This is a genomic window from Micromonospora sp. LOL_024, assembly GCF_048060415.1.
GTDB lineage: Bacteria > Actinomycetota > Actinomycetes > Mycobacteriales > Micromonosporaceae > Micromonospora.
Map to the genome: position 1 here is coordinate 18,210 of NZ_JBHMIS010000001.1, position 24,181 is coordinate 42,390.

20 protein-coding genes are annotated in these 24,181 nt (G+C 72.3%); 10 read left to right on the forward strand and 10 right to left on the reverse strand.

What is annotated here, in order from left to right:
• Window positions 1-27: 27 nt before the first annotated feature.
• The 4 genes from ACFHWY_RS00105 to ACFHWY_RS00120 all read left to right on the forward strand — a co-directional run bounded on the left by ACFHWY_RS00105 (window position 28) and on the right by ACFHWY_RS00120 (window position 6,623).
• The gene (locus ACFHWY_RS00105) at window positions 28-855 is read left to right on the forward strand and encodes an MBL fold metallo-hydrolase (protein WP_416577999.1); all 828 of its coding nucleotides are present in this window, start codon (window positions 28-30) and stop codon (window positions 853-855) included.
• Window positions 852-4,442, forward strand: coding sequence for an adenylate/guanylate cyclase domain-containing protein (locus ACFHWY_RS00110; protein WP_416578000.1), 3,591 nt, complete (start codon window positions 852-854; stop codon window positions 4,440-4,442). Before ACFHWY_RS00105 ends, ACFHWY_RS00110 begins: the two co-directional genes overlap by 4 nt.
• Before the next feature lie 188 nt (window positions 4,443-4,630).
• On the forward strand, window positions 4,631-5,134 hold the full coding sequence (locus ACFHWY_RS00115) for a hypothetical protein (protein ID WP_416578001.1): 504 nt from the start codon (window positions 4,631-4,633) through the stop codon (window positions 5,132-5,134).
• Window positions 5,135-5,165: 31 nt separating this feature from the next.
• Window positions 5,166-6,623 (forward strand): serine/threonine-protein kinase, encoded by a 1,458-nt coding sequence (locus tag ACFHWY_RS00120; RefSeq protein WP_416578002.1) that lies wholly within the window; start codon window positions 5,166-5,168, stop codon window positions 6,621-6,623.
• A 16-nt stretch (window positions 6,624-6,639) separates the two neighbouring features.
• On the opposite strand, the gene ACFHWY_RS00125 is transcribed toward ACFHWY_RS00120, so the two are convergent.
• The 9 genes from ACFHWY_RS00125 to ACFHWY_RS00165 form a co-directional block, all read right to left on the reverse strand.
• The gene (locus tag ACFHWY_RS00125; RefSeq protein ID WP_416578003.1) at window positions 6,640-6,966 is read right to left on the reverse strand and encodes a hypothetical protein; all 327 of its coding nucleotides are present in this window, start codon (window positions 6,964-6,966) and stop codon (window positions 6,640-6,642) included.
• Between the two features lie 255 nt (window positions 6,967-7,221).
• A complete protein-coding gene (locus ACFHWY_RS00130; RefSeq protein ID WP_416578004.1) occupies window positions 7,222-8,385 on the reverse strand; it encodes an acyl-CoA dehydrogenase family protein in 1,164 nt (387 codons plus the stop codon).
• A complete protein-coding gene (locus ACFHWY_RS00135) occupies window positions 8,385-10,364 on the reverse strand; it encodes a biotin carboxylase N-terminal domain-containing protein (protein ID WP_416578005.1) in 1,980 nt (659 codons plus the stop codon). Before ACFHWY_RS00135 ends, ACFHWY_RS00130 begins: the two co-directional genes overlap by 1 nt.
• A gap of 77 nt (window positions 10,365-10,441) precedes the next feature.
• Window positions 10,442-12,043, reverse strand: coding sequence for an acyl-CoA carboxylase subunit beta (locus ACFHWY_RS00140; protein ID WP_416578006.1), 1,602 nt, complete (start codon window positions 12,041-12,043; stop codon window positions 10,442-10,444).
• The gene (locus ACFHWY_RS00145) at window positions 12,040-13,179 is read right to left on the reverse strand and encodes an acyl-CoA dehydrogenase family protein (protein ID WP_416578007.1); all 1,140 of its coding nucleotides are present in this window, start codon (window positions 13,177-13,179) and stop codon (window positions 12,040-12,042) included. Before ACFHWY_RS00145 ends, ACFHWY_RS00140 begins: the two co-directional genes overlap by 4 nt.
• Window positions 13,176-14,876 carry an acyclic terpene utilization AtuA family protein gene (locus ACFHWY_RS00150; protein WP_416578008.1) on the reverse strand — a complete coding sequence of 567 codons (1,701 nt, stop codon included), beginning with the start codon at window positions 14,874-14,876 and terminating at the stop codon, window positions 13,176-13,178. The genes ACFHWY_RS00145 and ACFHWY_RS00150 overlap by 4 nt, the downstream gene beginning before the upstream one ends.
• Complete coding sequence (locus ACFHWY_RS00155; RefSeq protein ID WP_416578009.1) at window positions 14,873-15,715, reverse strand: TIGR03084 family metal-binding protein; 843 nt, start codon at window positions 15,713-15,715, stop codon at window positions 14,873-14,875. Before ACFHWY_RS00155 ends, ACFHWY_RS00150 begins: the two co-directional genes overlap by 4 nt.
• Window positions 15,716-15,748: 33 nt before the next feature.
• Complete coding sequence (locus ACFHWY_RS00160) at window positions 15,749-16,384, reverse strand: TetR/AcrR family transcriptional regulator (protein ID WP_416578010.1); 636 nt, start codon at window positions 16,382-16,384, stop codon at window positions 15,749-15,751.
• A gap of 177 nt (window positions 16,385-16,561) precedes the next feature.
• Window positions 16,562-17,239 carry a Crp/Fnr family transcriptional regulator gene (locus ACFHWY_RS00165; RefSeq protein ID WP_013736306.1) on the reverse strand — a complete coding sequence of 226 codons (678 nt, stop codon included), beginning with the start codon at window positions 17,237-17,239 and terminating at the stop codon, window positions 16,562-16,564.
• 217 nt (window positions 17,240-17,456) lie between these two features.
• Here ACFHWY_RS00165 and ACFHWY_RS00170 point away from each other — a divergent pair, with 217 nt between their 5' ends.
• From ACFHWY_RS00170 to ACFHWY_RS00195, 6 genes are all read left to right on the forward strand, one after another.
• Complete coding sequence (locus ACFHWY_RS00170; protein WP_416578011.1) at window positions 17,457-18,119, forward strand: adenosylcobinamide amidohydrolase; 663 nt, start codon at window positions 17,457-17,459, stop codon at window positions 18,117-18,119.
• 58 nt (window positions 18,120-18,177) lie between these two features.
• Window positions 18,178-19,326 (forward strand): CapA family protein, encoded by a 1,149-nt coding sequence (locus ACFHWY_RS00175; protein ID WP_416578012.1) that lies wholly within the window; start codon window positions 18,178-18,180, stop codon window positions 19,324-19,326.
• Between the two features lie 69 nt (window positions 19,327-19,395).
• On the forward strand, window positions 19,396-20,175 hold the full coding sequence (gene nth / locus ACFHWY_RS00180; RefSeq protein WP_416578013.1) for an endonuclease III: 780 nt from the start codon (window positions 19,396-19,398) through the stop codon (window positions 20,173-20,175).
• Window positions 20,172-20,774, forward strand: a complete 603-nt coding sequence (locus ACFHWY_RS00185; RefSeq protein ID WP_416578014.1) for a TlpA family protein disulfide reductase — start codon at window positions 20,172-20,174, stop codon at window positions 20,772-20,774. The genes nth and ACFHWY_RS00185 overlap by 4 nt, the downstream gene beginning before the upstream one ends.
• The gene (locus tag ACFHWY_RS00190) at window positions 20,771-21,499 is read left to right on the forward strand and encodes an NUDIX hydrolase (RefSeq protein WP_416578015.1); all 729 of its coding nucleotides are present in this window, start codon (window positions 20,771-20,773) and stop codon (window positions 21,497-21,499) included. Before ACFHWY_RS00185 ends, ACFHWY_RS00190 begins: the two co-directional genes overlap by 4 nt.
• Before the next feature lie 63 nt (window positions 21,500-21,562).
• Window positions 21,563-22,741 carry a MarP family serine protease gene (locus tag ACFHWY_RS00195; protein WP_416578016.1) on the forward strand — a complete coding sequence of 393 codons (1,179 nt, stop codon included), beginning with the start codon at window positions 21,563-21,565 and terminating at the stop codon, window positions 22,739-22,741.
• 61 nt (window positions 22,742-22,802) lie between these two features.
• Here ACFHWY_RS00195 and mycP read toward each other — a convergent pair whose 3' ends face one another.
• On the reverse strand, window positions 22,803-24,110 hold the full coding sequence (mycP, locus tag ACFHWY_RS00200; protein WP_416578017.1) for a type VII secretion-associated serine protease mycosin: 1,308 nt from the start codon (window positions 24,108-24,110) through the stop codon (window positions 22,803-22,805).
• Between the last annotated feature and the right edge of the window lie 71 nt (window positions 24,111-24,181).

Here is a 24,181-nt window from a genome sequence, read left to right on the forward strand (position 1 = left end):
CGCCCGGGGAGTCGTACGATCGCAGCCATGGGAGGGCATGTGACGGGGGCGGTGACCGCCCTCGCCAGCGAACTGCCGGACTGGGTGACGCTGCTGCGTGCGCCCAACCCCGGGCCGATGACGCTGGACGGCACCAACACCTGGCTGCTGCGGGCCGCGCCCGGCGAGCCAGCCGTGGTGGTCGACCCCGGGCCGGCCGACGAGGGACACCTCGCGACGATCGCCGCGCGGGGGCCGGTCGGACTGGTGCTCATCACCCACGGCCACCCGGACCACACCGACGGCTCGGCGCGCCTGCACGAACTGCTCGGCGGCGCTCACGTCCTCGCCGCCGACCCGGCACACACCATCGGCGGCGAGCCGCTGACCGACCCGGACGAGCACTTCGGTGGCTTCGGCCTGACGATCCGCCTGCTTGCGACTCCCGGGCACACCGCCGACTCGGTCTGCTTTCTGGTCGAGCACGGCGGTCGGCAGGTCGTGCTGACCGGCGACACGATTCTCGGCCGAGGCACCACCGTGGTCGCCCACCCCGACGGCCACCTCGGCGACTACCTGGCCAGCCTGGAACTGCTCGCCGCGTACCGGGGGATTCCGGCGCTGCCCGGCCACGGCCCGGCACTGGCCGACTGCGGTGCCGCCGCCGACTTCTACCTCGCCCACCGCCGCGCCCGTCTCAACCAGGTCCGCTCGGCGCTCGACGAGGGCGCGCGGACCGCGCCTGAGGTGGTCGCCAGGGTGTACACGGACGTCGACCGGTCGCTGTGGTGGGCGGCCGAGTGGTCCGTCCGCGCCCAACTGGAGTATCTGGGCCGGGAATCCGACGGCGGCACCGCGAGGTTGGACCGACCGTGACCTGCCCGGTGTGCGGAACCGTTGCTGTGCCCGGCGCCCGGTTCTGCCACAACTGCGGCGCCGCGCTGCCGGCCGCCGCGACGCTACCCGCCGCCGAGCGCCGGGTGGTGACCGTGCTCTTCGGTGACCTTTCCGACTTCACCTCCTGGTCGGAGGACCTCGACCCGGAACGGGTCGGTGCGGTGACCGACCGGGTGCTCGCCGCCCTCGCCGGGGCGGTCAAGACCTTCGGCGGGCACGTCGACAAGCTGACCGGCGACGGGATCATGGCGGTCTTCGGTGCCCCGGTGGCGCACGAGGACGACGCCGAGCGGGCTGTCCGCGCGGCGCTGTCCATGCAGCGGGCGGTCCGCCGGGTGCTTGACGACGAGCGGGGCGGCGGCGCGCCGCTGGGCCTGCGGGTCGGGCTCAACACCGGCGACGTGATCGCCGGCATCCAGGCCGCCATCGAGTACACCGTCATCGGTGACACGGTGAACACCGCCGCCCGGCTGGCCGACGCCGCCGCTGTCGGCGCCGTCTACGCCGGCGGGCGCACTGCTGCGGCCACCAGGCACGTGGCCAGCTGGCGGGCGCTGCGCCCGCTGCGGCTAAAGGGCAAGCGCGAACCGGTCGAGGCGTACGAGTTGCTCGGCCTGTTGGACGCTCCCGGCACCCGGTCCGGCCTCGGCGACGAGGCGCCGTTCGTCGGTCGGGAGACCGAGGTCGGCCGGGTCGCCGGCCGGCTCGCCGAGGTGATCGACCGCGGCGTGCCCCGGGTGCTGCTGATGACAGCCGAGGCGGGCATCGGCAAGTCGCGGTTCGCCGCCGAGGTGGAGCGCCTCGCCGCCGGCTACGACGTCGGTGCCGGGCGGTACGCCGCGCACACCGGAGCGCGGGTGCTCTCGGTGCGCTGCGCCGCGTTCGGCGAGCGCCGTCGGCTCGCACCCCTCGCCGACCTGGTGCGTGCCGCCACCGGCCTGCCCAACGACACGGCCACCGCGGTCACCCGCCCGGCCGTCGAGGAGCGGCTGCGGCGGCTCGGGCAGCGACTCAGCCGCGCCCGCACCGAACCGGCGCCGGTCGCCGTAGACCAGTTGCTGGTCCTGCTCGGGTACGCCGAACTGCCCGCCGGCGGCCCCACCGACCAGGGTGAGTGGAGTAGCGCCCAGCCGCCGCTCGACGCCGACGCGGTGCCCAACGCCGTGGCCGACCTCCTCAGTGCGCTCGCCGAGGAGGCGCCACTGGTGATGGTGGTGGACGACCTGCACGACGCCACCGCCGAGACCATCCGGGCCCTGGAGGTGACGCTGTCCAGGCTCAGCGGGCCGGTGCTGGTGCTGCTGCTCGGCCGGCCCGAGCTGGTCCGGACCGCCGGCACCCTGGCCCGGGTCGCGGACGCCGAGGTGCAGCCATTGCCGCCGCTGCGCGGCGCCGACGCGGCCCGGCTGCTGACCACCTACCTCGGTGGCGGGCGACTTGCCCAGGGCGACACCGACCGCCTGCTCGCCACCGCCCAGGGCAACCCGTTCTACCTGGCCGAGCTGATCACCCTGTTGATGGAGCGTGGGGCGCTCACCGCCGGCATGGGCAACAACTGGCGACTGGCCCCAGGCTCACTGGGCAGCAGGCTGCTCTCCCGTGACCTCGCGGCGGTGCTGGCCGCCCGGATCGACGCCCTGCCCGCCGAGGCCCGCTCGGCGCTGCGGGACGCCGCGGTGGTCGGTGACACGGTGCCCGACGGCGCGTTGGAGGCGCTGCGGGAACAGCGGGCCGGCCGCGACGGCCGCCCGGCCGCGGTCGCCGCGGTCGAGCTGGAACGCGCGGTCGAGGAGTTGCTGCAACGTCGGATGCTGCACCGCACCCGCAGCGGTTACGCGTTCGCCACGCCGCTGATGCGGGAGGCCGCGTACTCCGGGATAAGCAAGGCGGAGTTGGCCGAGCGACACGCCGCGCTGGCCCGCTGGGCGGCTCCCGTGGCCGGGCCCGCGAGCGGCCCGGGTGGCACCGCGAGCGGCCCGGGCGGCTTCAGTGCGGCGGCCCGGGACGACTTCGTGGCCGAGCACGTCGAACGGGCCACCGTCCTCGCCGACGCGGTCACGTTGCGTCCGGACGCGCCGGCCCGGGCGGTCGAGCCGCTGGGTGTCGCCGCGCTCGGTCGGGCCACCCGCCGGTCACTGCACGCAGGTGAGCCGATACTCGCCGTCGAGTACTCCGAACGCGCCGCCGAACTGGCCCGCGACGGCGTTCCGGCGGTTGACCGGGTGGTACACGCCCGCGCGCTGTTGCAGGTCGGGCGGGTCGCGGATGCGCTGGCCTCCGCCGAGAAGATCGCTGCCAACGTCGGGGACGCGGCGACCCGAGCCGGTGCGCTGCTGCTCGCCGGGCAGGCCCAGCAGGTGATGGGTGACCTGCGGCGGGCCGAGTCCTGCTGGCGAGAGGCGTTGCAGGTGGCCACCGAAGCCGAGTTGCCGGCCCTGCGGGCGTCGGCGATGCGCCGGCTGGGCATGGCGGACTTCCTGGCCGGACGGCTGGGGCAGGCGAGCAGTCGGCTCGCCGCCGCCTACCAGGTCAGTCTGGGTGCGCAGGATCGCCGCGGGCAGGCGTGGTCGTTGCAGAACCTGGCCTGGGTGACCACCACCCGGGGCGACTTCGCCGGCACCAACGCGGTGCTCGGCCGGGCCGCCCGGCTCTTCGCCGAGCTGAGGGACCCGTACGGAAGGGCGTGGCTGCGCGGCACCACCGCCTTCGCCCGACTGCTCGCAGGCCGGTTGGGGGAGGCACGTCGCCTGGCCCGGATCTTCCTCCCCTTCGGCGAGCGGGTCGGCGAGGCGTGGGCGGTCGGCACCCTCCGGGCCGTCGATGCGTACGCGAACGCCGAGCTGGGTGAGCTGGTCGACGCCGACCGGGAGGCCCGCCGGGCCTCCCGGGACTTCGCCGCCGCCTCGGACGACTGGGGGCAGGGCTTCGCGCTGGTGGTCCGCGGCGTGGTCGCCCGGGGGCTGGGCGAGCCGGAGCACGCCGCGGACCTGCTGACAGACGCGCTCTCCTACGGGCACCGGACGGCGCATCCGCTGCTCACCGGGATGGCCGGCACGCTGCGTGGGTTCGTCGCCCTGGACATGGGTGACGTGGCCGCCGCCGAGCGGGACGCCCGGGCGGTGCTGACCAGCGTGGAGCCGCACAACCCGCAGGCGCCCGCCCAGGTGGCCCCCCGGGTGCTGCTGGCGACGGCCCGGCTGGCGGCCGGCGACTCCGGCATGGCGGTCGGCCTGCTGGCACCGGTCGCCACCGCGGCGGCCACCACGCCGTCGCTGCTCTTCTCCCGGCGGCAGTCGATGGCACGCTACGCCTCGGCCCTGCTCGCCCACGGGCAACGGGACCAGGCGCTGGACTGGGCTCGCCGGGCGGTGAACCTGCCGTCCGAGGAGGTCCGAAGCCAGGTGATCGCGATGAGCGTGCTCGCCGAGGCGCTGGCGGCCTGCGGGCTTTCGGCGGAGGCGTTGGCCAGCGCCGAGGATGCGGTTCGCCTGGCGTACGCTACCGAGCAGCGCAGCGAGCGGGCCACCGCCGTGGCGTTGCACACCCGCCTGCGAGCACCCGAATGACCGAACCTCCCGCAGCCGTTGGCGACCTCGAACGGCCGGCGTTCGGTGCGGCCTGACTCGTCCGGCGATGCGTGACCGGTGCGGTTCTGGCGGTTTCGGGGATGTGGTCTGTCGGGGCCGGCGGCTAGCGTGGCAGTTGCACGCGGCCGTCGACGCCGATGGTCGTGCCGTCGATGGGGAGGGCTCAGATGAGGTTGCCGCGTTCGGTCGCGGGTTGGACGATCGCGGTGTTCGGCGTGTTGGCGCTGGTGATGGGCGCGGTCGGCCTGCTCTGGCCGGAGGCGCTGCTGCGTATGATCGGCTTCGAGATCCCGGAGGCCCGCGCGGCCGGCGACTACACCGGTGTGTTCGTGACGGCGTCGTCGATGGCATCGTTCAACATGGGGGTCTACTACCTGTTGGCCGCCGCCACGGAATGGCGGGCCTTTTACCGCTTCACGGTGGTCTTCCGGCTGGTGACGTTCACGGTCTTCACCGTCGCGGTGCTGGCCGACGTCGCACCGGGTCGGTTCTTCGGGGTGGCGGCCTGGGAGGGTCTGGGCGCGCTGGCCACCGCTGCCGGGCTCTGGTGGGACGCCCGCCGTACCGCTTCGGGCGGTGCCGGATCGACTGCTGCCGAGCCGTTGTCGGGCGAGCACGGCGGCGTCGGAACATCCGGTGTGCGACCGGCCTCCTCCGATGCGGTTCGCTGAGCCGTCGGCCCCATTCGGTATTTTCGAAGTTGTGACCGACACCCCGCCCGGCGCCCTGCCGACGCCCATCGTGCCGGGTCTGACTGATTTGCGGGTTTTTGCCCGAGGCGGTTACGCCACGGTCTACCGTGCCACGCAGATCTCTGTGGGTCGTGAGGTCGCGGTCAAGGTCGAGAACCGGACCTTGGTCAGCGAACGGGACCAGGCGCGTTTCCTGCGCGAGGCGCGAGCGGCCGGCCGGATGTCGTCTCACCCGCACGTGGTCGACCTGTTCGACGTCGGGGTCACCATCGACCAGCACCCTTACCTGATCATGGAACTGTGCGACGGATCGTACGCCGAGCGGATGCGCAATTCGCCGCTGGGCGCCGCCGAGGCCCGTGACCTGGGCATCAAGATCGCAGATGCGATCGCGCATTCGCACGCCGCCGGCGTGCTGCACCGCGACGTGAAGCCGGCGAACATCCTCCACTCACACTTCAACCCGGCGGTCTTGGCCGACTTCGGGCTGGCCGTGGTCGCCGAGATGCGGGACGCATCCGTCGCCCTGGAGGTGCTCACCCCGGCGTACGCGCCGCCGGAGATGTTCAGTCACAGCCCTCCGTCGCCGACCGTCGACGTGTACGCGCTCTGTGCCACGCTCTACGCGGTCATGCACGGGCGTCCGCCCCGCTGGCAGGCCGAGCACAATCCGAGCCTGGTCACGTTGATGGAGATGTTCCACCAGCCGATTCCCAGCCTGCCCGGGATTCCCGACGAACTGGTCGACGTGTTGCGTGCCGGCATGGCCAACGATCCCGGCGACCGACCCTCCGCCGCGGAACTGCGCGACATGCTCACCAACCTGTCGCTGGGCACCCCGGACTCGGGGGCCGGCGGCACGAACACGCCGACCGACACCGCCGCCGACCGCCCGGGGCAGCCAGCGGCGGCACCTGCGGAAAGCTCCACCGACCGTCACCGCCGGCGACGTTGGTTCCTGGGCGCAGCGGCTGTGGTGGCGCTAGCCGCGTCGGCGGGTGTCGGCGCCTGGGCGGCTGGTGGCGTCCCGTCGTCGCAACCCACCCTTCCGGCCCGCCCGGCGGCGACCGGAGTGCTCCGTCCGGGCTGTGCCACCCTGCCAGGCTCGCTGCCCGAGGGCGCTCAGTGTGCTACGGAGCTGGAGTGCTTCGGGCCGGTGCAGGTGCGCGGCCAGCGGGCCGAGGCGAGCCGGGTGCCCTGCGACGCCCGACACACCTGGGAAAGCTACGCCCAGGGGCAGTTGCCCGCCATCCTGGTCGATTTCGGCTACGACGAGATCGTGGCTGATCCGGCGGTACGCCGGGTCTGCAACGAAGACACCTTTCGGCTTCTCACCGGGCTGCGGCAGACTGTCGGCTGGAATCTCGAGGTGCTGCCGCCGGCTGGCGGCGACATCGACCGGACCTATCGATGCCTGGCCGGGCGGGGCCTGGATGGGCTGGCCTCACCCACGCTGACCAGCGGCTGATCGCACCGCCCGATGGTCAGCGGCTGCGGTCGTCGCGGCGGTGACGTTCCCGCATCGCGCGGATCGCGTCGCGATCGCCCAGTGTCTCCAGCGTGTCGGCGTCGATGCCGGGCGGCTCGGCCGCCGCGGGTGCGGCCGGGGCCGGTCGGCCGTCGGCGTCGCGTTGCCGGGCGGCGTTCACGGCCACCGCGGCGACCGTGGCGAGCAGGACGCAGAGCAGCGCCATGGCGACGCCCAGCAGGTCCTGTCGGCGCCCGGCGATCAGCACGATCAGCAGCCAGAATGCCCCGAGCGCCGCGACCGCCGCCACGGTCCGCGCGTCGGGTCCGGGGAACCGTCTCACCCGTCCAGAATGTCGGAGATCGCCGACCTGTCAACAGCGGCAACGGGCCGAGTCGTGCCAGCGGACAACACATCTACGCAGTGTGAATGAGACATCACCCAGGCGTCGGATCGCCCGGCGGGCCAGCCTGTCCTGCGGATCGGGGTGGCGGCGGACGAGCCGCTGATGGGTGACGTCCACAACGGTGTCCAACGTGGGGCCGGTCCACCGGGTGGACGCCGCCTGCCGTTGACGGCGCCCGGCCCCGCAGGCACCTCAGTACGACTTGTCCTGGCCCAGTACGTGTTGGGCGACGAAGTTGAGGATCATCTCCCGGCTGACCGGCGCGATCCGGCCCGCCCGAACGGCACCCAACAGGGTGGCCACCCCGTACTCGGTGGTCATGCCGGCGCCGCCGAGCGCCTGCACCGCCGTGTCGACCGCGAGGGCGGCGGCCTCACCGGCCGCGTACTTGGCCATGTTGGCGGAGATGCCGGCCTCCAGATCGCGGCCGGCGTCGTAGAGGGTCGCGGCCTTCTGGATCATCAGCCGGGCCAGCTCCACCTGGACCGCGGCGTGCGCCAGCGGGTGCGACACGCCCTGGTGCGAACCGATGGTCCTACCGCCCCACACCGACCGGGTCGCGGTGTACTCCGACGCCCGCTCAATGGCGTACCGGCCGGTGCCGGCGCCCATCGCGGCGACCGTGATGCGCTCCGGGTTCAGCCCGGAGAACAGCGCCGGCAGGCCGGCGTCCAGGGACTCACCGACCAGCGCGTGGCCGGGCAGCCGCACCTCGTCCAGGTAGAGCAGGAACTGGTTCTCCGGAGACACGATTTCCATGTCCAACTTGGACCACGTCATCCCGTGGGCGTCGGTCGGCACGAGGAACAGCGCGGGCTTCAGTTTTCCGCTCGCCGTGTCCTCGGTACGAGCCACCACGAGGACATGACCGGCCTCGTCCACACCGGAGATGTAGCACTTGCGGCCGGAGACGAGCCAGTCTTCGCCGTCGCGGCGGGCCGTCGTGCCGAGCCGATGGAAGTTCGAACCGGCCTCCGGTTCGGTGATCGCGAAGACGATCTTCTGTGAGCCGTCGGCGAGGCCGGGCAGGTGGCGCTTGCGCTGCTCCTCGGTTCCGTGCCGGTTGATGACGGTGGCGGCGATGGCGGGGGAGACCACGAGCAGCAGCAGCGGACAGCCGACGGCGGCCAGCTCCTCGCAGACGATGGCCAGGTCGGTGATGCCGCCGCCCCCGCCGCCGTACTCGGTGGGGATGTTCACGCCGAGGTAGCCGAGCCGGCCGGCCTCGTGCCACAACTCGGTGGTGTGCTCGCCGGCCTTCGCCTTCTCCACGAAGTAGCGGTGACCGTACCGCCGGCCCAGCGACCGGACTGCGTCGCGGAGCTGGTCCTGCTCTCCGGTGGGGTCGAAGTTCATCACGATGCCTCCTCAACAGGGCCGACCACGGCCAGCACGGCACCCGTGTCGACCTGCCCGCCGGCCAGGACCGGCAGCTCGGTGACCACGCCGTCGGTCGGAGCGACCACGGGATGTTCCAGCTTCATCGCTTCCAGGGTCAGCAGCAGATCACCGGCGGCGACGCGCTGCCCGACCTCGACGTGCACCCGGGCCACCGCGCCGGGCAGTGGCGCCAGCAGCGATCCGGCGGCCAGCTCCGCACCGGGCACCGGGAAGCGGGGCAGCTCGACCAGGCTCGCCGCCCCGTCCGGGCCGTCCACGAACACCTCCGACCCGACCCGGTGTACGCGGTACGCCCGCCGTACCCCGTCGACGTCGAGTACCACCCGCTGCCCGGCGGCACCGACCAGGGTCACCGTCGGCGGCGGCTCATCGCCTGTCGACGTCGACCACTGCGCGAGACCACCGGTGCGGTCGAGGCGGTACCGGACCTCGACCTCGTCGCCGTCGGGGCCGACGAAGCGGGCGACCTGCGGAAAGGCCGGCACGTTGCGCCAGCCCGCCGGGAGCCCGGCGAGCACCGGCGCGGCGGCGCGGCGGTCAGCGGCCGACGCGAGCGCGGCGGCCAGGGCGGCCAGGGGAAGCTCGCCGGCCGGCAGTAGTGGGGCGAAGACCTCGGGGTGCCGGTCCAGGAAACCGGTGTCGACCTCGGCCGCGCCGAACTCCCGGCTGCGCAACACCCGGACCAGCAGGTCGCGGTTGGTTCGCACGCCGTGCAGTTCGGCGCGGGCCAGCGCGGCGGCCAGCGCACGGGCGGCCTCGACGCGGGTGGGTGCCCACGCGACCAGCTTGGCCAGCATCGAGTCGTAGTGGACACCCACGGTCGAGCCGCTCTGCACACCGGAGTCGAGCCGCAGCCCGCGCGGCGGCGTGAAATCGCCAACCACCCCTGGAACAGCGAAGCGGTGCAGGGTGCCGGTGGCCGGACGGAATCCCTGGGCCGGGTCCTCGGCGCAGAGGCGGACCTCGATCGCGTGGCCCGCGACCGGCGGAGTCGCCGTCAGCGGCAGCGGCTCGCCCTCGGCGACCAGCAGTTGCAGGCGGACGAGGTCCAGCCCGGTCACCGCCTCGGTGACCGGATGCTCCACCTGAAGCCGGGTGTTCATCTCCAGGAAGTAGAACTCGCCGTCCGGGGCGAGCAGGAACTCCACCGTGCCCGCGCCCAGGTAGTCGACCGCCCGGCCGGCGGACACCGCCGCCGCGTGCAACCGCTCCCGCAGTTCCGTGCCGACGATCGCCGGTGCCTCCTCGACGATCTTCTGGTGCCGGCGCTGGATCGAGCAGTCGCGCTCACCGAGGGCCAGCACCGTGCCGTGCCGGTCGCCGACGATCTGCACCTCGACGTGCCGGCCACGCTCGACGTACCGCTCGACGAAGACCGTCCCGTCGCCGAACGCTGCAGCCGCCTCGCGGCGCGCGCTCGCGACGGCCCCGGCGAGCCCGTCGGTGTCACGGACGATCCGCATGCCGCGACCGCCGCCCCCGGCCGACGCCTTGACCAGCACCGGAAAGCCGGTCACCTGCTCCGGCTCGGTCCAGCTGGGCAGCATCGGTATGCCCGCGTCGGCGAGCAACGCCTTGGCGGCCAGCTTGTCACCCATCGCGGCGATCGCCTTCGCGGGCGGGCCGACCCAGGTCAGCCCGGCATCGGTGACCGCCGCGGCGAAGCCGGCGTTCTCGGCGAGGAAGCCGTAGCCCGGGTGGATGGCGTCCGCGCCGGACCGACGGGCCGCGTCCAGGATCAGCTCGATCCGCAGGTACGTCTCGACGGGAGTGTTCCCCGGCAGCCGGACCGCGTGATCGGCCTCGGCGACGAAGGGTGCCTCGGTGTCCGCGTCGGAGTGCACGGCGACCGTCTCGACGCCCGACGCCCGACAGGCGGCGAAGACCCGACGGGCGATCTCCCCCCGGTTGGCCACCAGAAGTCTTGAGATCATGTGAGCTCACCCAGCCTTTCGTTCGCGACTGCGGGACCCCGCCTCACTGCGTTCCTCGTGTGCACCAAACTCGTCTCCTACATCCGGAAGACGCCGAAGCCGTCGGCGCCCCTCACTGGTGCGTTGTGGACGGCCGACAGGCAGAGGCCGAGGACGGTACGGGTGTCCCGAGGGTCGATCACCCCGTCGTCGTAGAGCCGGCCGGAGAGGAACAGCGCGCCGGACTGCGACTCGATCTGCTGCTCGACCATCATCCGCATCGCCGTGTCGGAGTCCTCGTCGAACTCGTGGCCCCGGGCGGCGGCGGCCTGCCGGGCCACGATGGACAGCACCCCGGCCAGCTGCGCCGGGCCCATCACCGCCGAATGCGCGTTCGGCCAGGTGAACAGGAACCGTGGCTCGTACGCCCGGCCGCACATGCCGTAGTTACCCGCGCCGTACGAGGCGCCCAGGTTGACCGTCAGGTGCGGCACCTTCGAATTCGACACCGCATTGATCATCAGGGCGCCGTGCTTGATGATGCCGCCCTGCTCGTAGGAGGTGCCGACCATGTAACCGGTGGTGTTCTGCAGGAAGATCAGCGGAGTGTCGGCGGCGTTGGCGAGCTGGATGAACTGGGTGGCCTTCTGCGCCTCGGGGCTGAACAACACGCCCCGGGCGTTGGCCAGCACGCCGACCGGGTAGCCGTGCAGCTCGCCCCAGCCGGTGACCAACGCGGTCCCGTAGGACGGCTTGAACTCGTCGAACTCGCTGCCATCGAGAACCCGGGCCAGCACGTCACGCGGGTCGAACGGCACCTTCAGGTCTGCGCTGACGATGTCGAGCAGCTCCTCCGGGTCGTACTTCGGTGGTTGCGGCGTCGGGTTGCGCGGCGCCGGACCCCTCTTGCGCCAGTTGAGTCGGCGTACGCACTGCCGGGCCAGCCGGATGCCGTCGCGCTCGTCGGCGGCGAGGAAGTCGGCCAGGCCGGATAGCGTGGCGTGCATGGCCGCGCCGCCCAACGACTCGTCGTCGGCGTCCTCGCCGGTGGCCATCTTCACCAGCGGCGGCCCGGCCAGGTAGACCTGCGACCGTTCCCGGATCATGATGGTGAAGTCCGACATCCCGGGCACGTACGCCCCGCCGGCGGTGGCGTTGCCGAAGACCACGCTGACCGTGGGAATCTTCTCGGCCGAGAGCCGGGTCAGGTCGCGGAACACCCGGCCGCCCGGAATGAAGATCTCCGCCTGGGTGGGCAGGTCGGCGCCGGCCGACTCGACCAGGTTGACCATCGGTAGCCGGTTGGCCAGGGCGATCTCGCCGGCCCGCCGGGTCTTGGCGAGCGACCACGGGTTGACCGCGCCGCCGCGTACCGTCGGGTCGTTGGCGACGATCAGGCACTCGACGCCTTCGACCACGCCGATCCCGGTCACCACACTGGCCCCGACCGGGAAGTCGGTGCCGTACGCGGCCACCGGCGACAGCTCCAGGAACGGGCTGTCCTGGTCCAGCAGCAGTTCGACGCGCTCCCGGGGAAGCAGCTTGCCGCGCTTGTGGTGCCGGGTCACGTACTTCTCGCCGCCGCCCTGACGCGCCAGGTCCAGCGCGCTGTCCAACTCGGCGAGGCGCTCCAGCAGCGCCTCCCGGTTGGCCCGTCGGGCCGGTGCGGCGGGGTCGACCTTGCTCTCCAACGTGGTCACAGGCCCATGCCCTTCGCGACGATCTCGTTCATGATCTCGGTGGTGCCGCCGCCGATGCCGAGGATCCGGGCATCCCGGTAGTGCCGTTCCACCTCGGCGTCGCGCAGGTAGCCGAAGCCGCCGTGTAGTTGCAGGGCCTGGTCGACCACCCAGTCACCGGCCGCCACCGCCACGTTCTTCGCCATCGCCACCTCAATCACCACCGGTTCGCCGGCGGCTACCCGCGCGGCCACCTGGTGCACGTACGCCCGGGCGGACTCGGCGCGGGTGTGCATCTCGGCCAGCCGGTGCCGGACCAGTTGCCGGCTGGCCAGCGGCCGGCCGAAGGTGGACCGGTCCCGACACCAGCTCACGGTCAGCTCGACGCAGCGCTGCGCGATGGCGTACGCCTGGGTGGCCATCGAGAGCCGTTCGGCGGCGAACTGCTGCATGATCGCGAGGAAGGCGGTCTCCTCCTCGCCGATCCGGTTCGCCACCGGCACGCGTACGTCGACGAAGGAGAGTTCGGCGGTGTCCGAGCAGTGCCAGCCCAGCTTCTCCAGTCGACGCCCGACGGTGAACCCGGGGGTGCCCTTGTCGATCACCAGCAGGCTCAACGAGCCGCCGCCCGGAAGGCCGGTGCTGACCGCGGTGGTCACGAAGTCGGCCCGTACGCCGCTGGTGATGTAGGTCTTCGCGCCGTTGACCACGTAGTGGTCACCGTCGCGGCGGGCATGGGTGCGGATGCTCGCCACATCGGAGCCGGCGTCCGGCTCGGTGATCGCCAGGGCGCCGATCATCGCACCGGCCAGCGTCGGCCGGGCGTACCGGTCGATGAGATCCGCCTCGGCCGCGGCGACCATGTGCGGCAGCGCGATACCGTGCGTGAAGAGGGCGGCGACCAGCCCTGACGAGCCGCCGGATCGGATGATCTCCTCGGTGACGATGATCGAGTCCAGCAGGTCGCCGCCGCTGCCCCCCACCGACTCGGGAAAGCCGATGCCGAGCAGCCCGAGCCTCGCGGCAGTGGCGTGCAACGCACGGGGTACCTCGCCGGCCCGCTCCCAGTCGGCCAGGTGCGGCAGCACCTCCCGGGTCACGAAGGTCCTGGTCAGCTCGCGCAGCTGCCGCCGCTGCGGGGTGTCCACTATGGTCACTGCCGCACCGGTACGGTGGGCAGCTCTGCGGGCAGGTCGACGATCCGGGAGCGGAGCAGCTCACCGAGCGCCTTGGCCTGCGGATCGAACCGGGTGGAGGCGGCCACCCCCTGGCCGAGCAGCCCTCCGATCATGAAGTTGACCGCCCGCAGGTTCGGCAGCTCGTACCGTGCGACGGCCAGCGGGGCGGTCTCCGGCAGCAGCTCGGCCAGCCGTTGGACGGTGAGCCAGCCGCGCAACCAGGCCCAGGTCGCGTCCGTACGTGCCCAGACGCCGAGGTTCGCGTCGCCGCCCTTGTCTCCCGAACGCGCCCCGACCAGCTCACCCAGCGGCGCCCGCCGACTCACGCCGCCGACGTGCGAGCCAGGGCCCCCTGTTGACGCCTCGTGTTGTACAGGGGATCCCGGCAAACACGTCACCGGCGGTGGGGCGATCGGTTGCCGGGTGCCGTCCGGCAGCACGGCGACGTGGGCGACCGCGTCCTGCGGCACGGTGTCGGCGGTGAAGATTCCGTACGCGGTGGCGTCGCCGGGCAGCGTGGTCAGCGTGCAGCCCGGGTAGGACGCCAGCGCCAACTCCACCGCCGCCGCCGAGAAGGCCCGTCCGGCCCGCGCCCGGTCACCGTCGCGCAGGTGTACGTGCAGCAGCGCACTCGCCGATTCGGTGTCGGTGGCGTCGGGGTGGTCGGTGCGGGCCAGCGTGAACTCCAGCCCCTCCTGGCCGACCGTCTCCGCCAACTGCCCGCGGATCAGGGCCGCCTTGGCCGGGATGTCGAGCCCGCAGAGCACGAAGGTCATCGAGTTGCGGAAGCCGCCAAGGTTGTTGACACCGACCTTGAGTGTGTCGGGTGGGGGCGTGCCGCGGACGCTGGAGACGCGTACCCGGTCCGGCCCGTCCTGACCCAACAGCACCGTGTCCAGCCGGGTCACCACGTCGGGCCCGAGGTAGGCCGGCCCACCCACCTCGTACAGCAGTTGGGCGGTGACCGTCTCGACGGTGACCGCCCCGCCGGTGCCGGGATGCTTGGTGAGCACCGCGGAGCCGTCCGGGTGCAGCTCCACGAGCGGAAAGCCCGGCCGGTGCCCACCGTCGGGCAGTTCGGTGAAGAAGCTGAAGTTGCCGCCGGTGACCTGGGCGCCACACTCGATGAGGTGGCCGGCGACGGTGGCGCCGGCCAGCGCGTCGAGGTCTTCGCGCCGCCAGCCGAATCGGGCGATGGCCGGGCCGACGACCAGCGAGGCGTCGGTGACCCGGCCGGTCACCACGACGTCCGCCCCCGCATCGAGGCAGGCGGCGATGCCGAACGCGCCGAGGTACGCGTTGGCGGTCAGCGCGTCCGGCCGGGCTTGGGTGTCGCCCTCGACGTACCCGATCCGGACGGGCAGGCCGAGCCGGTCGGCGAGCGAGCGGATCGCGGCGGCCAACCCGGCCGGGTTGAGCCCGCCGGCGTTGGTGACCAGCGTGACCCCGCGGTCGAGTGCGGCGCCCAGGCAACCCTCCAGTTGGCGGAGAAACGTCCTCGCGTAGCCGAGATCGGGGTCGCGTATCCGGTCCCGGCCGAGGATGAGCATGGTCAACTCGGCCAGGTAGTCGCCGGTCAGCACGTCCAAGTCGCCGCCGTCGAGCATCTCCTGCCATGCGGAGAACCGGTCGCCGTAGAAGCCGGAGGCGTTGCCCACCCGCAGCACCCCACTCATGTCGGCGTCCTGATGCTGTCGTCGCCGGTCGCGCGGTCGTCGCCGCTGGCGGCGGCGGACCGTGGGGCGCGGCCGGCGCCGGGTGGGCCGGCGAACACCTGCGCCACGTCCAGCCACTCGTCGGCGACCGGCCCGGTGGCCACCAGGGCGAGGTCGGCTCGGTGTCGACGCTGCGTCACCAGCAGGCAGAAGTCGCGCGCCGGGCCGACGACCCGGTCGGTCGCGTCCGGCGGCCCGAAGGCCCAGATCTCCCCGTCACCCGTCGGTGCCGCCAGCTCGATCTGGACCGGCGTCGTCGGCACCGCCCGGCCGTGCGCGGCAAAACCGTGCCCGAAGGTACGGAAGCCCAGGTACGCGATGTGCCGCAGTCGTGCGGTGGCGGGGCGGGAAACGCCGAGCGCGTCGGCCACATCCTCGCCGTGCGCCCAGGTCTCCATGATTCGAGCGGTCGCCATCGAGGCCGGGGACATCCGGGTGCCGTACCACGGCAGCTTCTCGCCGGTCGCGACTGCGGCAAGGGACGCCGCAAGCGTCGAACGGCCGGTCCGCCAGCGGCCCAGCAGCGCGGCCGGCGGGGCGAGGAACGCCTCCGCGCCCGCATCGACGAGGCGGGATACCTCCGGTGTGGAGCTGATCGAGGCATAGAACGCGCCGGCGTCGGTCGCGGCGAGGTTGGCCACCTGGTCGGTCCAGGCCAGGTGGGCGATCTGGTGGGAGATCGTCCAGCCGGCCGCCGGTGTCGGCCGGCCCCAGTCCGGTGGTGGCAGCGGCGCGACGATCGCGTCGAGCTGCTCGGATTCGGCGGCCAGATCCGTGAGCAGTGCGGTCAGGTCGACCATGGTGCCTCCGGGCGGTGTGGACCGGTCAGGACGTCAGTGCCGTCCGTTCCCGGGCGGGTCGTCGGCGGGGGTGAGTAGATTGCTGAACTGGCGCTTCCAGGCGTGCAGCAGGGCGGCGCGGCGGGCCGAGTCGTCATTGAGCAGGTTGGCCACGCCGAGGCCGCGCAGCAGGTCGAGGCTCGCCTGCACCGCCTCGCGTACGCCGGGCTGCCGTTCGTCCACGCCGAGTAGCTCGACGGCCAGCCGGTGCATCTCGCGGCCGACCCTGGTCTCCAACGGAAGCAGCGCGGCGCGTAGTTCACCGTCGGTGCGGGCGGCCACCCAGAGTTCGAGGGCGGCGACGAAGAGCGGCCCGGTGAAGGCGGCGGCGAGCAGGTCGACCACCCGGTCCAGTCGGCTCGGGCCGGCCGGGAGGGCCTCGGCCTCGGCGCGCAGCTCCGTCGCCCGGCGTTCGGCGAGGTGCGCGACAGCAGCGGTGACCAGGGCGGTCCGGGTCGGGTAGTGGTGCAATTGGGCACCCCGTGAGACGCCCGCCCGGGCCGCCACGACGGTGGTGGTGGTGCCGGACCAGCCGTGGTGGACCAGGCATTCGACGGTCGCCTCCAGCAGCCGGGCCTGGGTGGCGCGGCTGCGTTCCTGCTTCGGGACGCGGGTCGATGCGGGAGGCACGGGCACAGCCTGCCGGGCGCAAAACAAACAGTCAAGACTGACTTTTATGAACCAGTGTAGCGGCTTCGGCGGGCAAGCCCCGCGTGGCTGCCACCGGCACAGGCTGTCGTCCGCCGTGCGCGAGGTTGGAACGCCGGCCGAGCTGACTCGACCAGGCGCCCGCTCGGGCGGACCGGGTCAGACCCGCGCGCGGCGGGCCAGGCGCTCCGGGTCGAGGATGATGATGCTCTTGCCGTCCAGTCGGAGCCAGCCGCGCGAGGCGAAGTCCGCCAGTGCCTTGTTGACCGTCTCCCGAGACGCGCCGACGAGCTGGGCGATCTCCTCCTGGGTCAGGTCGTGCGTCACCCGCAGCACCCCGCCGTCACGGGTACCGAAGCGGCCGGCCATCTGGAGCAGGTTCTTGGCGACGCGACCGGGCACGTCGGTGAAAATCAGGTCGGCCAGCGCGTCGTTGGTCCGGCGCAGCCTGCGGGCGAGTACCCGCAGCAACTGCTCGGCAATCTCCGGCCGGTTGTTCAGCCACGGCCGCAGGGCCTGCTTGCGAAGCCGGGCCAGCCGGCTGTCGGTGACCGCAGTGGCGGTCGCCGTACGCGGACCCGGGTCGAACAGCGACAGCTCGCCGACCATGTCCGACGGACCCATCACGGCGATCAGGTTCTGCCGGCCGTCCGCCGCCCGCCGACCCACTTTGATCTTGCCGGACAGGAGGATGTAGAGACTGTCGCCGGGCTCACCCTCGTTGAAGACGACCTCGCCCTTGCGGACCTCGATCGTCTCCATCTCCTTTGCGAGCGCCTCGGCAGCCTCAGGGTCGACACCCTGGAAGATCCCGCTGCGAGCCAGTACCTCGTCCATCGCGCACCTCCAGTTGCGCATGCCGTCCATCGGCCGGGTCCGCCGTCCGCTGATCCCTCGCGCGCCGACCAGTCTAGGCGCACGTGAGCAGGAATCAGAGGTCCACCCCTAAATCTTGATCGTTGGGCGCAACGCGCCCGCCATGAGCGACCATCAGGATCGCGTGCCAGGTCGGGCAGGGTGCGAGCGTGCCTGGGTCCGGTCGTAGGGTCGCGATGTGCGAAATGGGCTGCTGCTGACCACCCGCCGTGAGGGCGGACAGGACATCCCGCTACTCATGTGGCGTTTCGGGCGGTCACTTCGGGCAGTCAGCTCCGCGCCGCTGGGCGGCGGGATCGGCCTACGGCGGTGGGTGCTGAACGCGACGGTGCCCATGTCGTACGACCGGGACGACCCCGCCGACCACCTGGCCGCCATGGCCCGGGGCCTCGGCCTCGACGGGCCTGGGGTGGGCCTGCTGACCGGCGTCGACGTCAGCGAGGTGGTGGCGCGTACCGACACCGGCGTGCAGGTCTGGGCCACCGTCGGCCTGGGTACCCCGATCCCCGCCGCCGCCCCCACGCAGGTCAGCGCCACGCAGCCCGTCGGCACGGTCAACATCGTGGCGTACGTGCCGGCCCGGCTCGGTGACGCGGCGCTGGTCAACACGGTGGCCACGGCCACCGAGGCGAAGGCCCAGGCGATCACAGAACTGGGTCTGCCCGGCACCGGCACCCCGACGGACGCCGTGGTCGTGCTCTGCCCTGCGGGCGGTCCGGTCCACGACTACGGCGGGCCCCGCTCGACCTGGGGGGCGCCGTTGGCCAGAGCAGTGCACTCAGCCGTGCTGGCGGTCGGCGTCGACACCGTCGTGCCATGGTCGGATCGGCTCTGGAGCTGAAGCTCCCCAACCGATCGGCTGTCGTCGTGGCGTTTCCGGCACGGTAGGGTCGCCCACGATGTACGCTCGCGCCCCCCTCGCGCACCGACCGCGCCGCCACGCTGTGGCCGCGCTCGCTGCCCTGCTCGCCGCCGTCCTACTCGCTGGCTGTGCCACGACCGAAGAGGGCCCGCTCTGGCAGCCCGGTGCGGGCGGCGGTGACCCGGGTGCGCCAGTCGAGTCGAGCCCACCCGAAGTCAAGGAGATCTCGCTTTCCGCCACCGGCGACATCGTCATGGCCATGGCGCCCGACCGGCTGCCACCTGACAACGGCATTGGCTTTTTCGACTCGGTCAAGAAGGCGCTCGCCGCGGACCTGGTGATGGGCAACCTGGAAGAGCCGTTGACGGTGGACACCGGCGCCGGCAAGTGCGGGGCGAACTCCACCCGCTGCTTCCAGTTCCGGGCCCCACCGGACTACGCAGCACATCTCGCCGACGCCGGATTCGACCTGCTGAACCAGGCCAACAACCACGGCTACGACTTCGGGCCCAAGGGTTACGAGAACACCCAGAAGGCGCTGGAGGAGTACGATCTCGCCCATACCGGGGCCCCCGACCAGATCACCGTGGTCGAGGTCAAGGGCATCAAGGTCGCCGTGGCCGGATTCTCGTCGTACCGCTGGTCGAACAGTCTGATCGACATCCCGGCCGCCAAGAAGGTGATCGAGGAGGCCGCCGACCTGGCCGACATCGTCGTGGTGCAGGTGCACATGGGGGCCGAAGGGTCGGAAATGACCCGGGTACGCCCGGGCACCGAGATGTTCCTCGGCGAGAACCGGGGCGACCCCGTCAAGTTCTCCCGAGCGATGATCGACTCCGGTGCCGACCTGGTCGTCGGCCACGGGCCGCACGTGCTGCGCGGCATGGAGTTCTACGAGGGCCGGCTGATCGCGTACAGCCTGGGCAACTTCGCCGGTGGCGGCAACTCGCTGAGCAACAACGGACGCCTCGGCTGGGGCGGGGTCCTCAAGGTGTCGCTCGAAGCGGACGGGTCGTTCGCGGGCGGCTCCTTCGCCTCCACCTACATGGACGGCGTCCGCAAGCCGGTAGTGGATCCCGACGACCGGGGCCTCGGGCTGCTCCGGGACCTCACCGAGCTGGACTTCCCGGAGACCGGCGCCCGGTTCACCGACACCGGCAAAATCAACCTGCCGGCCGCGGACTGAGCGCACGCGCCAGCCGCCGGTGGGCATGGGCCGCAGGAGGTGTCGTCCCGGCGACGTAGGCTGGCCGTCGTGACCAGAAGCGCCACCGAGACCGACCTGGGCCGAACGCGTCGGGCGCGGCGGATCGGCCGCCTGCTGACCCAGACGCATCCCGACGCGCACTGTGAACTGGATCATGGCAACGCGCTGGAGCTCGCCGTCGCCACCATCCTCTCCGCCCAGTGCACGGACAAGAAGGTCAACGAGGTCACGCCGAAGCTCTTCGCCCGTTACCCGACCGCTGCCGACTACGCCGGGGCGGATCGCGGTGATCTGGAGGTGATGATCCGGCCGACCGGCTTCTACCGCAACAAGACCAACTCCCTGCTCCACCTCGGTCAGGCGCTCGTCGAGCGGTACGACGGACAGCTCCCCGGCCGGCTGGCCGACCTGGTCACGCTGCCCGGGATCGGGCGCAAGACCGCCAACGTCATTCTCGGCAACGCCTTCGACGTGCCCGGCATCACCGTCGACACCCACTTCCAACGCCTGGTGCACCGCTGGGAGCTGGCCACCGAGAGCGACCCGGTCAAGATCGAGCATGTGGTCGGGGCGATGTTCCCCAAGCGCGACTGGACCATGCTGTCGCACCGGATCATCTTTCACGGTCGCCGGGTCTGCCACGCCCGCAAGCCCGCCTGCGGGGCGTGCACACTGACACAGCTCTGCCCGTCCTACGGCACCGGGCCGACCGAACCGGCCGCCGCGGCGAGGCTGCTCAAGGGACCCCGGGCCCGCGACCTCGCGGCCGCCGCCGGAGTCGATCCCGACCTGGTCCCGGTGCAGGCGGTCCGGGCGGAGGCCCCGTGATCCGCCGGCTCGCCCTGCTGTCCCTGCCGCTGTTGCTGCTGGGCACGACGGCCTGCACCGCCGACACCGGGAGACCGGCGGCGAACCGGCAGGACTCGGCCGCCGCCCGCCCGTCGCCGTTCCAGGACTGCGCCGACCTTGCCGGCGGCCCGGCCGGCACCGACGCCGTACCGGGCGACCCCCTGCCGGAACTGGTCCTCACCTGCTTCACCGGCGGCGCACCGGTCGCGCTCCGGGACATACCCGGGCCTGCCGTAATCAACATCTGGGCCTCCTGGTGCCCGCCCTGCCGCAAGGAACTGCCCGCCTTCCAGCGGCTCAGCGAACGCGCCGAAGGGCAGTTGCGGGTGATCGGGGTGAACAGCCGGGACAGCCGCGGCGCCGCCCAGTCGATCGGCGAGGACTTCGGCGTACGGTTCCCGATGCTGTTCGACCAGGGTGAGGCGGTGCAGCGGGCGCTGCGTCGCAACGCGGTGCCACTGACCATCTTCGTGGACGCCCAGGGCGGCATCCGGCACATCGACAGCTCCGGGGCGTTGGACGACGACCGCCTCGCCGGACTCGTCCGGCAGCACCTCGACATGTCGGTACCGGCATGAGCGAAGCGCCAGTGAACGATCATCAGCGAGCGCACCTCCAGCCACCGCCGGACTGGCTACAGCCACTGCTGGGGCGGCTCGGCACCGCACGGACCGAGGATTTCACCCAGCTGCGTACGCCCGAGCACGGCGGCCGGGAGAGTGCGGTGCTGGTGTTGCTCGGTGAGGACGCCGTCACCGGTCCCGACGTGCTGGTCCTCCAGCGGGCCGCCACGCTGCGCAACCATGCCGGCCAGCCGGCGTTCCCCGGTGGTGCCGCGGACCCGGAGGACGCCGACGTCGCGGCGACGGCGCTGCGGGAGGCGAACGAGGAGGTCGGTCTCGACCCGGCCAGCGTCACCCTGCTGGCACAGTTGCCGAGGCTGTGGATTCCGGTCAGCGAGTTCGTGGTGACGCCGGTGCTCGCCTGGTGGCACGCCCCGCACCCGGTGCATTCGCGAGAACCGGCCGAGGTCGCACACGTCGCCCGGCTGCCGATCGCCGAGCTGGTCGAGCCAGAGAACCGGGTGCGGGTCCGCCACTCCAGCGGCTGGGAGGGTCCGGCCTTCTTCGTTCGCGGGATGCTCATCTGGGGATTCACCGCCGGTGTGCTGGCCGCGCTGCTGGAAATGGGCGGCTGGAGTCGGCCATGGTCCTCCGGCCGGCTCGTCGATCTTCCGCCGGTCGGTGCGTGGCCCGCCCCGTCGGCCGGCACGGACGACGTCGACGAGAGCGCCCTACGTTGATCTGACCGTCACCTTCCGCAAGCGATCGTCATTCGACGAGCCTGCGGCCCGTACGCTGGAGCCGTGTCGGCCGTGGATCTCGTACTGCTGTTGCTCATGCTCGTGTTCGCGGTCAGCGGATACCGACAGGGTTTCGTCATCGGTGTGCTCTCGTTCTCCGGGTTCTTCCTGGGCGCCCTGATCGGTCTCCAGGTCGGGCCGCTGCTCGCCCAGCAGTTCGTGGACAGCGGCACCCGGGTGCTGATCTCGTTGGTCGCCATCTTCGGCCTGGCGGTGGTCGGGCAGGCGCTCGCCGGCTGGCTCGGCTCGCACCTGCGCCGCACCATCGCCAGTGACGTGGGACGACGGGCCGATGACGTGGGCGGCGCATTCGTCTCGCTCTTTGCGGTGCTCCTGGTCGCCTGGCTGGTCGCGGTACCGCTCGGTTCCTCCTCGCTGCCCTGGCTCGCCGCCTCGGTGAAGAGCAGTGCGCTGCTCAACGTGGTGGACCGGGTCATGCCCGACCAGGCTCAGCAGCTCTCCACCGCGCTGCGGGACACCGTGGACACGAACGGTTTCCCGGACGTCTTCGACGGGCTGCGCCGCACCCAGGCCCGGCAGGTGGAGCCACCCGATCCGGCGCTGGCCGGCTCGGCGGTGGTGTCCAGTGGCCAAAGCTCGGTGGTCAAGGTGCTCGGCTCGGCACCAAGCTGTTCCCGGCGGATCGAGGGCTCCGGCTTCGTGTACGCCGACGACCGGGTGATGACCAACGCGCACGTGGTCGCCGGTACCCGGTCCGTGGCGGTGGAGTTGCGTGGCGACCGGTTCGAGGGTGAGGTGGTCGTCTACGACCCGGACCGGGACCTGGCCGTGCTCTACGTGCCCGGGCTGCCCGGGCCGTCGATGCGGTTCGCCGCCGGCAACGCCACCACCGGCGCGGACGCCATTGTGCTCGGGTTCCCGCTGGACGGGCCGTACAACGCCCAGTCGGCCCGGGTGCGGGACGTCGACCGGATCGAAGGGCCGGACATCTACTCCTCGGGAAGCGTGAACCGGGAGATCTATACGATCCGGGCGCTGGTTCGCAGCGGCAACTCCGGCGGGCCGCTGGTCTCCTCGAACGGCCTGGTGCTCGGCGTGATCTTCGCGGCGGCGGCCGACGACCCGAACACCGGCTTCGCGGTCACCGCTGCCGAGGCCCGACCGGTCGCACTGACCGGTGCGCAGCGTACCCGGGGCGTCGGCACCGGCGAGTGCACCTGACAGTCGTCGACGGTCAGCCGGCCCGTCCAGGCGGGGCGACCGAGCCGGTACCGGCGGCCGGTCAGCGGTGCTGTCGGAATCGACGCACCATGAGAGCCGCTCCGGTGAGCAGGGCGACGAAGATGGCCGAGCCGATCCAGAGCCGTTCGGAGTCGGCGTCGTCCTGAGCCCCGGCGGCCTGGGCCCGCCACTGCGTCTCCTGCCGCGACCCGGTCAGGCCGAGCTGTTCGGCGTCGGCGTCGCCTGCCAGCATCGAGCCCGGCGCCGAGCCGAACCCGGCGACCCCCGGCGGGTCGTTGTCGTCCAGCGGGTTCCGGTACGTCGGCGGCACCTGCGCGGTCAGTGCCGCGATCGGATCGACCAGGCCGAAGCCAAACCGGTCGTCGCGACCGGTGGGACCGATGTCCCTGGCGGTGACGAGTAGCCGATTCACCACGTCACCGGCGGACATCTGCGGGTAGCGGGCCCGGACCAGGGCAGCGGTGGCGGCCACCAGTGGCGCGGCGAAGCTGGTCCCCTGGACCCGCCAGTACCCGCCGGGCGGGCGAGCACCGACCAGTCCGCTCGCCGGGGCGGCGAGGACCGTGGCGCGGCCGGTGATCGCACCACTCCACAGGTTGTCGCTACTGCGTTCCAGTCCGGAGACCGCGACGACACCGGGCTCCCGGGCCGGGTACCAGACCTTCGCGTCGGGGGAGGTGGCGAGGTTTCCGGTGCAGGCAACCACCACCACGTCCTTCGCGAAGGCGTAGTCGATCGCCGCGGCCAGCGCGGCGCTGTCGCCGCTACCACCGAGAGACAGGTTGATCACGTCGGCGCCGTTGTCGACCGCCCACCGCACGCCCTTCGCCACGATCAGCGCGTCGTCGTAGCGGTTCTCCTCGTCGAGGACCCGGACCGGCAGGATCCGTGCGTCGGGCGCCAACCCCACCACGCCCTGACGGTCGTCGTTGCGCCCGGCGATCAGGCCCGCCACCGTCGTGCCGTGCCCGACCGGATCGGGCTCGGACGCCCCGCCGGGGGCGACCAGGTCGAGGCCGGGCAGCACCTGACCGGCCAGATCCGGATGGGTGGCGTCCACCCCGGAATCGATCACCGCGACGACCACGTCGCGCCCGGTCGAGGTGCGCCAGGCGACCTGCGCGCCCAGCTTGTCGAGTTGCCACTGCTCGTCACGGACCTGGTCAGCGCGGGTTTTCGAGTCCGGGTCGTGGGCCACCGGCACGCCGAGGGCGGGCGCGGCGACCGGCGTGCCGGTGGCGGGAACGACCGCGACGGCGGCCGACAGCACGGTGCCGGCCGCTGCGAGCAGCGCCCGGTGAGCGAACCGTCGGGCCCCTGGCGGGCCGCTGTGCCGCACCCTGGTCACATCCTCAGCCGTTCGTCGCGGGATACATGACGATCGGAGATTACCGGTTCCGTCCTGCCTCTAGGGACGTT

Excerpts from the sequence above, each read along its gene's own strand:
- ACFHWY_RS00105 (WP_416577999.1), top strand. The coding sequence starts at position 28 with ATGGGAGGGCATGTGACGGGGGCGGTGACCGCCCTCGCCAGCGAACTG.
- ACFHWY_RS00115 (WP_416578001.1), top strand. The coding sequence starts at position 4,631 with ATGAGGTTGCCGCGTTCGGTCGCGGGTTGGACGATCGCGGTGTTCGGC.
- ACFHWY_RS00130 (WP_416578004.1), bottom strand. The coding sequence starts at position 8,385 with ATGAACTTCGACCCCACCGGAGAGCAGGACCAGCTCCGCGACGCAGTC.
- ACFHWY_RS00135 (WP_416578005.1), bottom strand. The coding sequence starts at position 10,364 with ATGATCTCAAGACTTCTGGTGGCCAACCGGGGGGAGATCGCCCGTCGG.
- ACFHWY_RS00150 (WP_416578008.1), bottom strand. The coding sequence starts at position 14,876 with ATGAGTGGGGTGCTGCGGGTGGGCAACGCCTCCGGCTTCTACGGCGAC.
- ACFHWY_RS00155 (WP_416578009.1), bottom strand. The coding sequence starts at position 15,715 with ATGGTCGACCTGACCGCACTGCTCACGGATCTGGCCGCCGAATCCGAG.
- ACFHWY_RS00165 (WP_013736306.1), bottom strand. The coding sequence starts at position 17,239 with ATGGACGAGGTACTGGCTCGCAGCGGGATCTTCCAGGGTGTCGACCCT.
- ACFHWY_RS00175 (WP_416578012.1), top strand. The coding sequence starts at position 18,178 with ATGTACGCTCGCGCCCCCCTCGCGCACCGACCGCGCCGCCACGCTGTG.
- ACFHWY_RS00190 (WP_416578015.1), top strand. The coding sequence starts at position 20,771 with ATGAGCGAAGCGCCAGTGAACGATCATCAGCGAGCGCACCTCCAGCCA.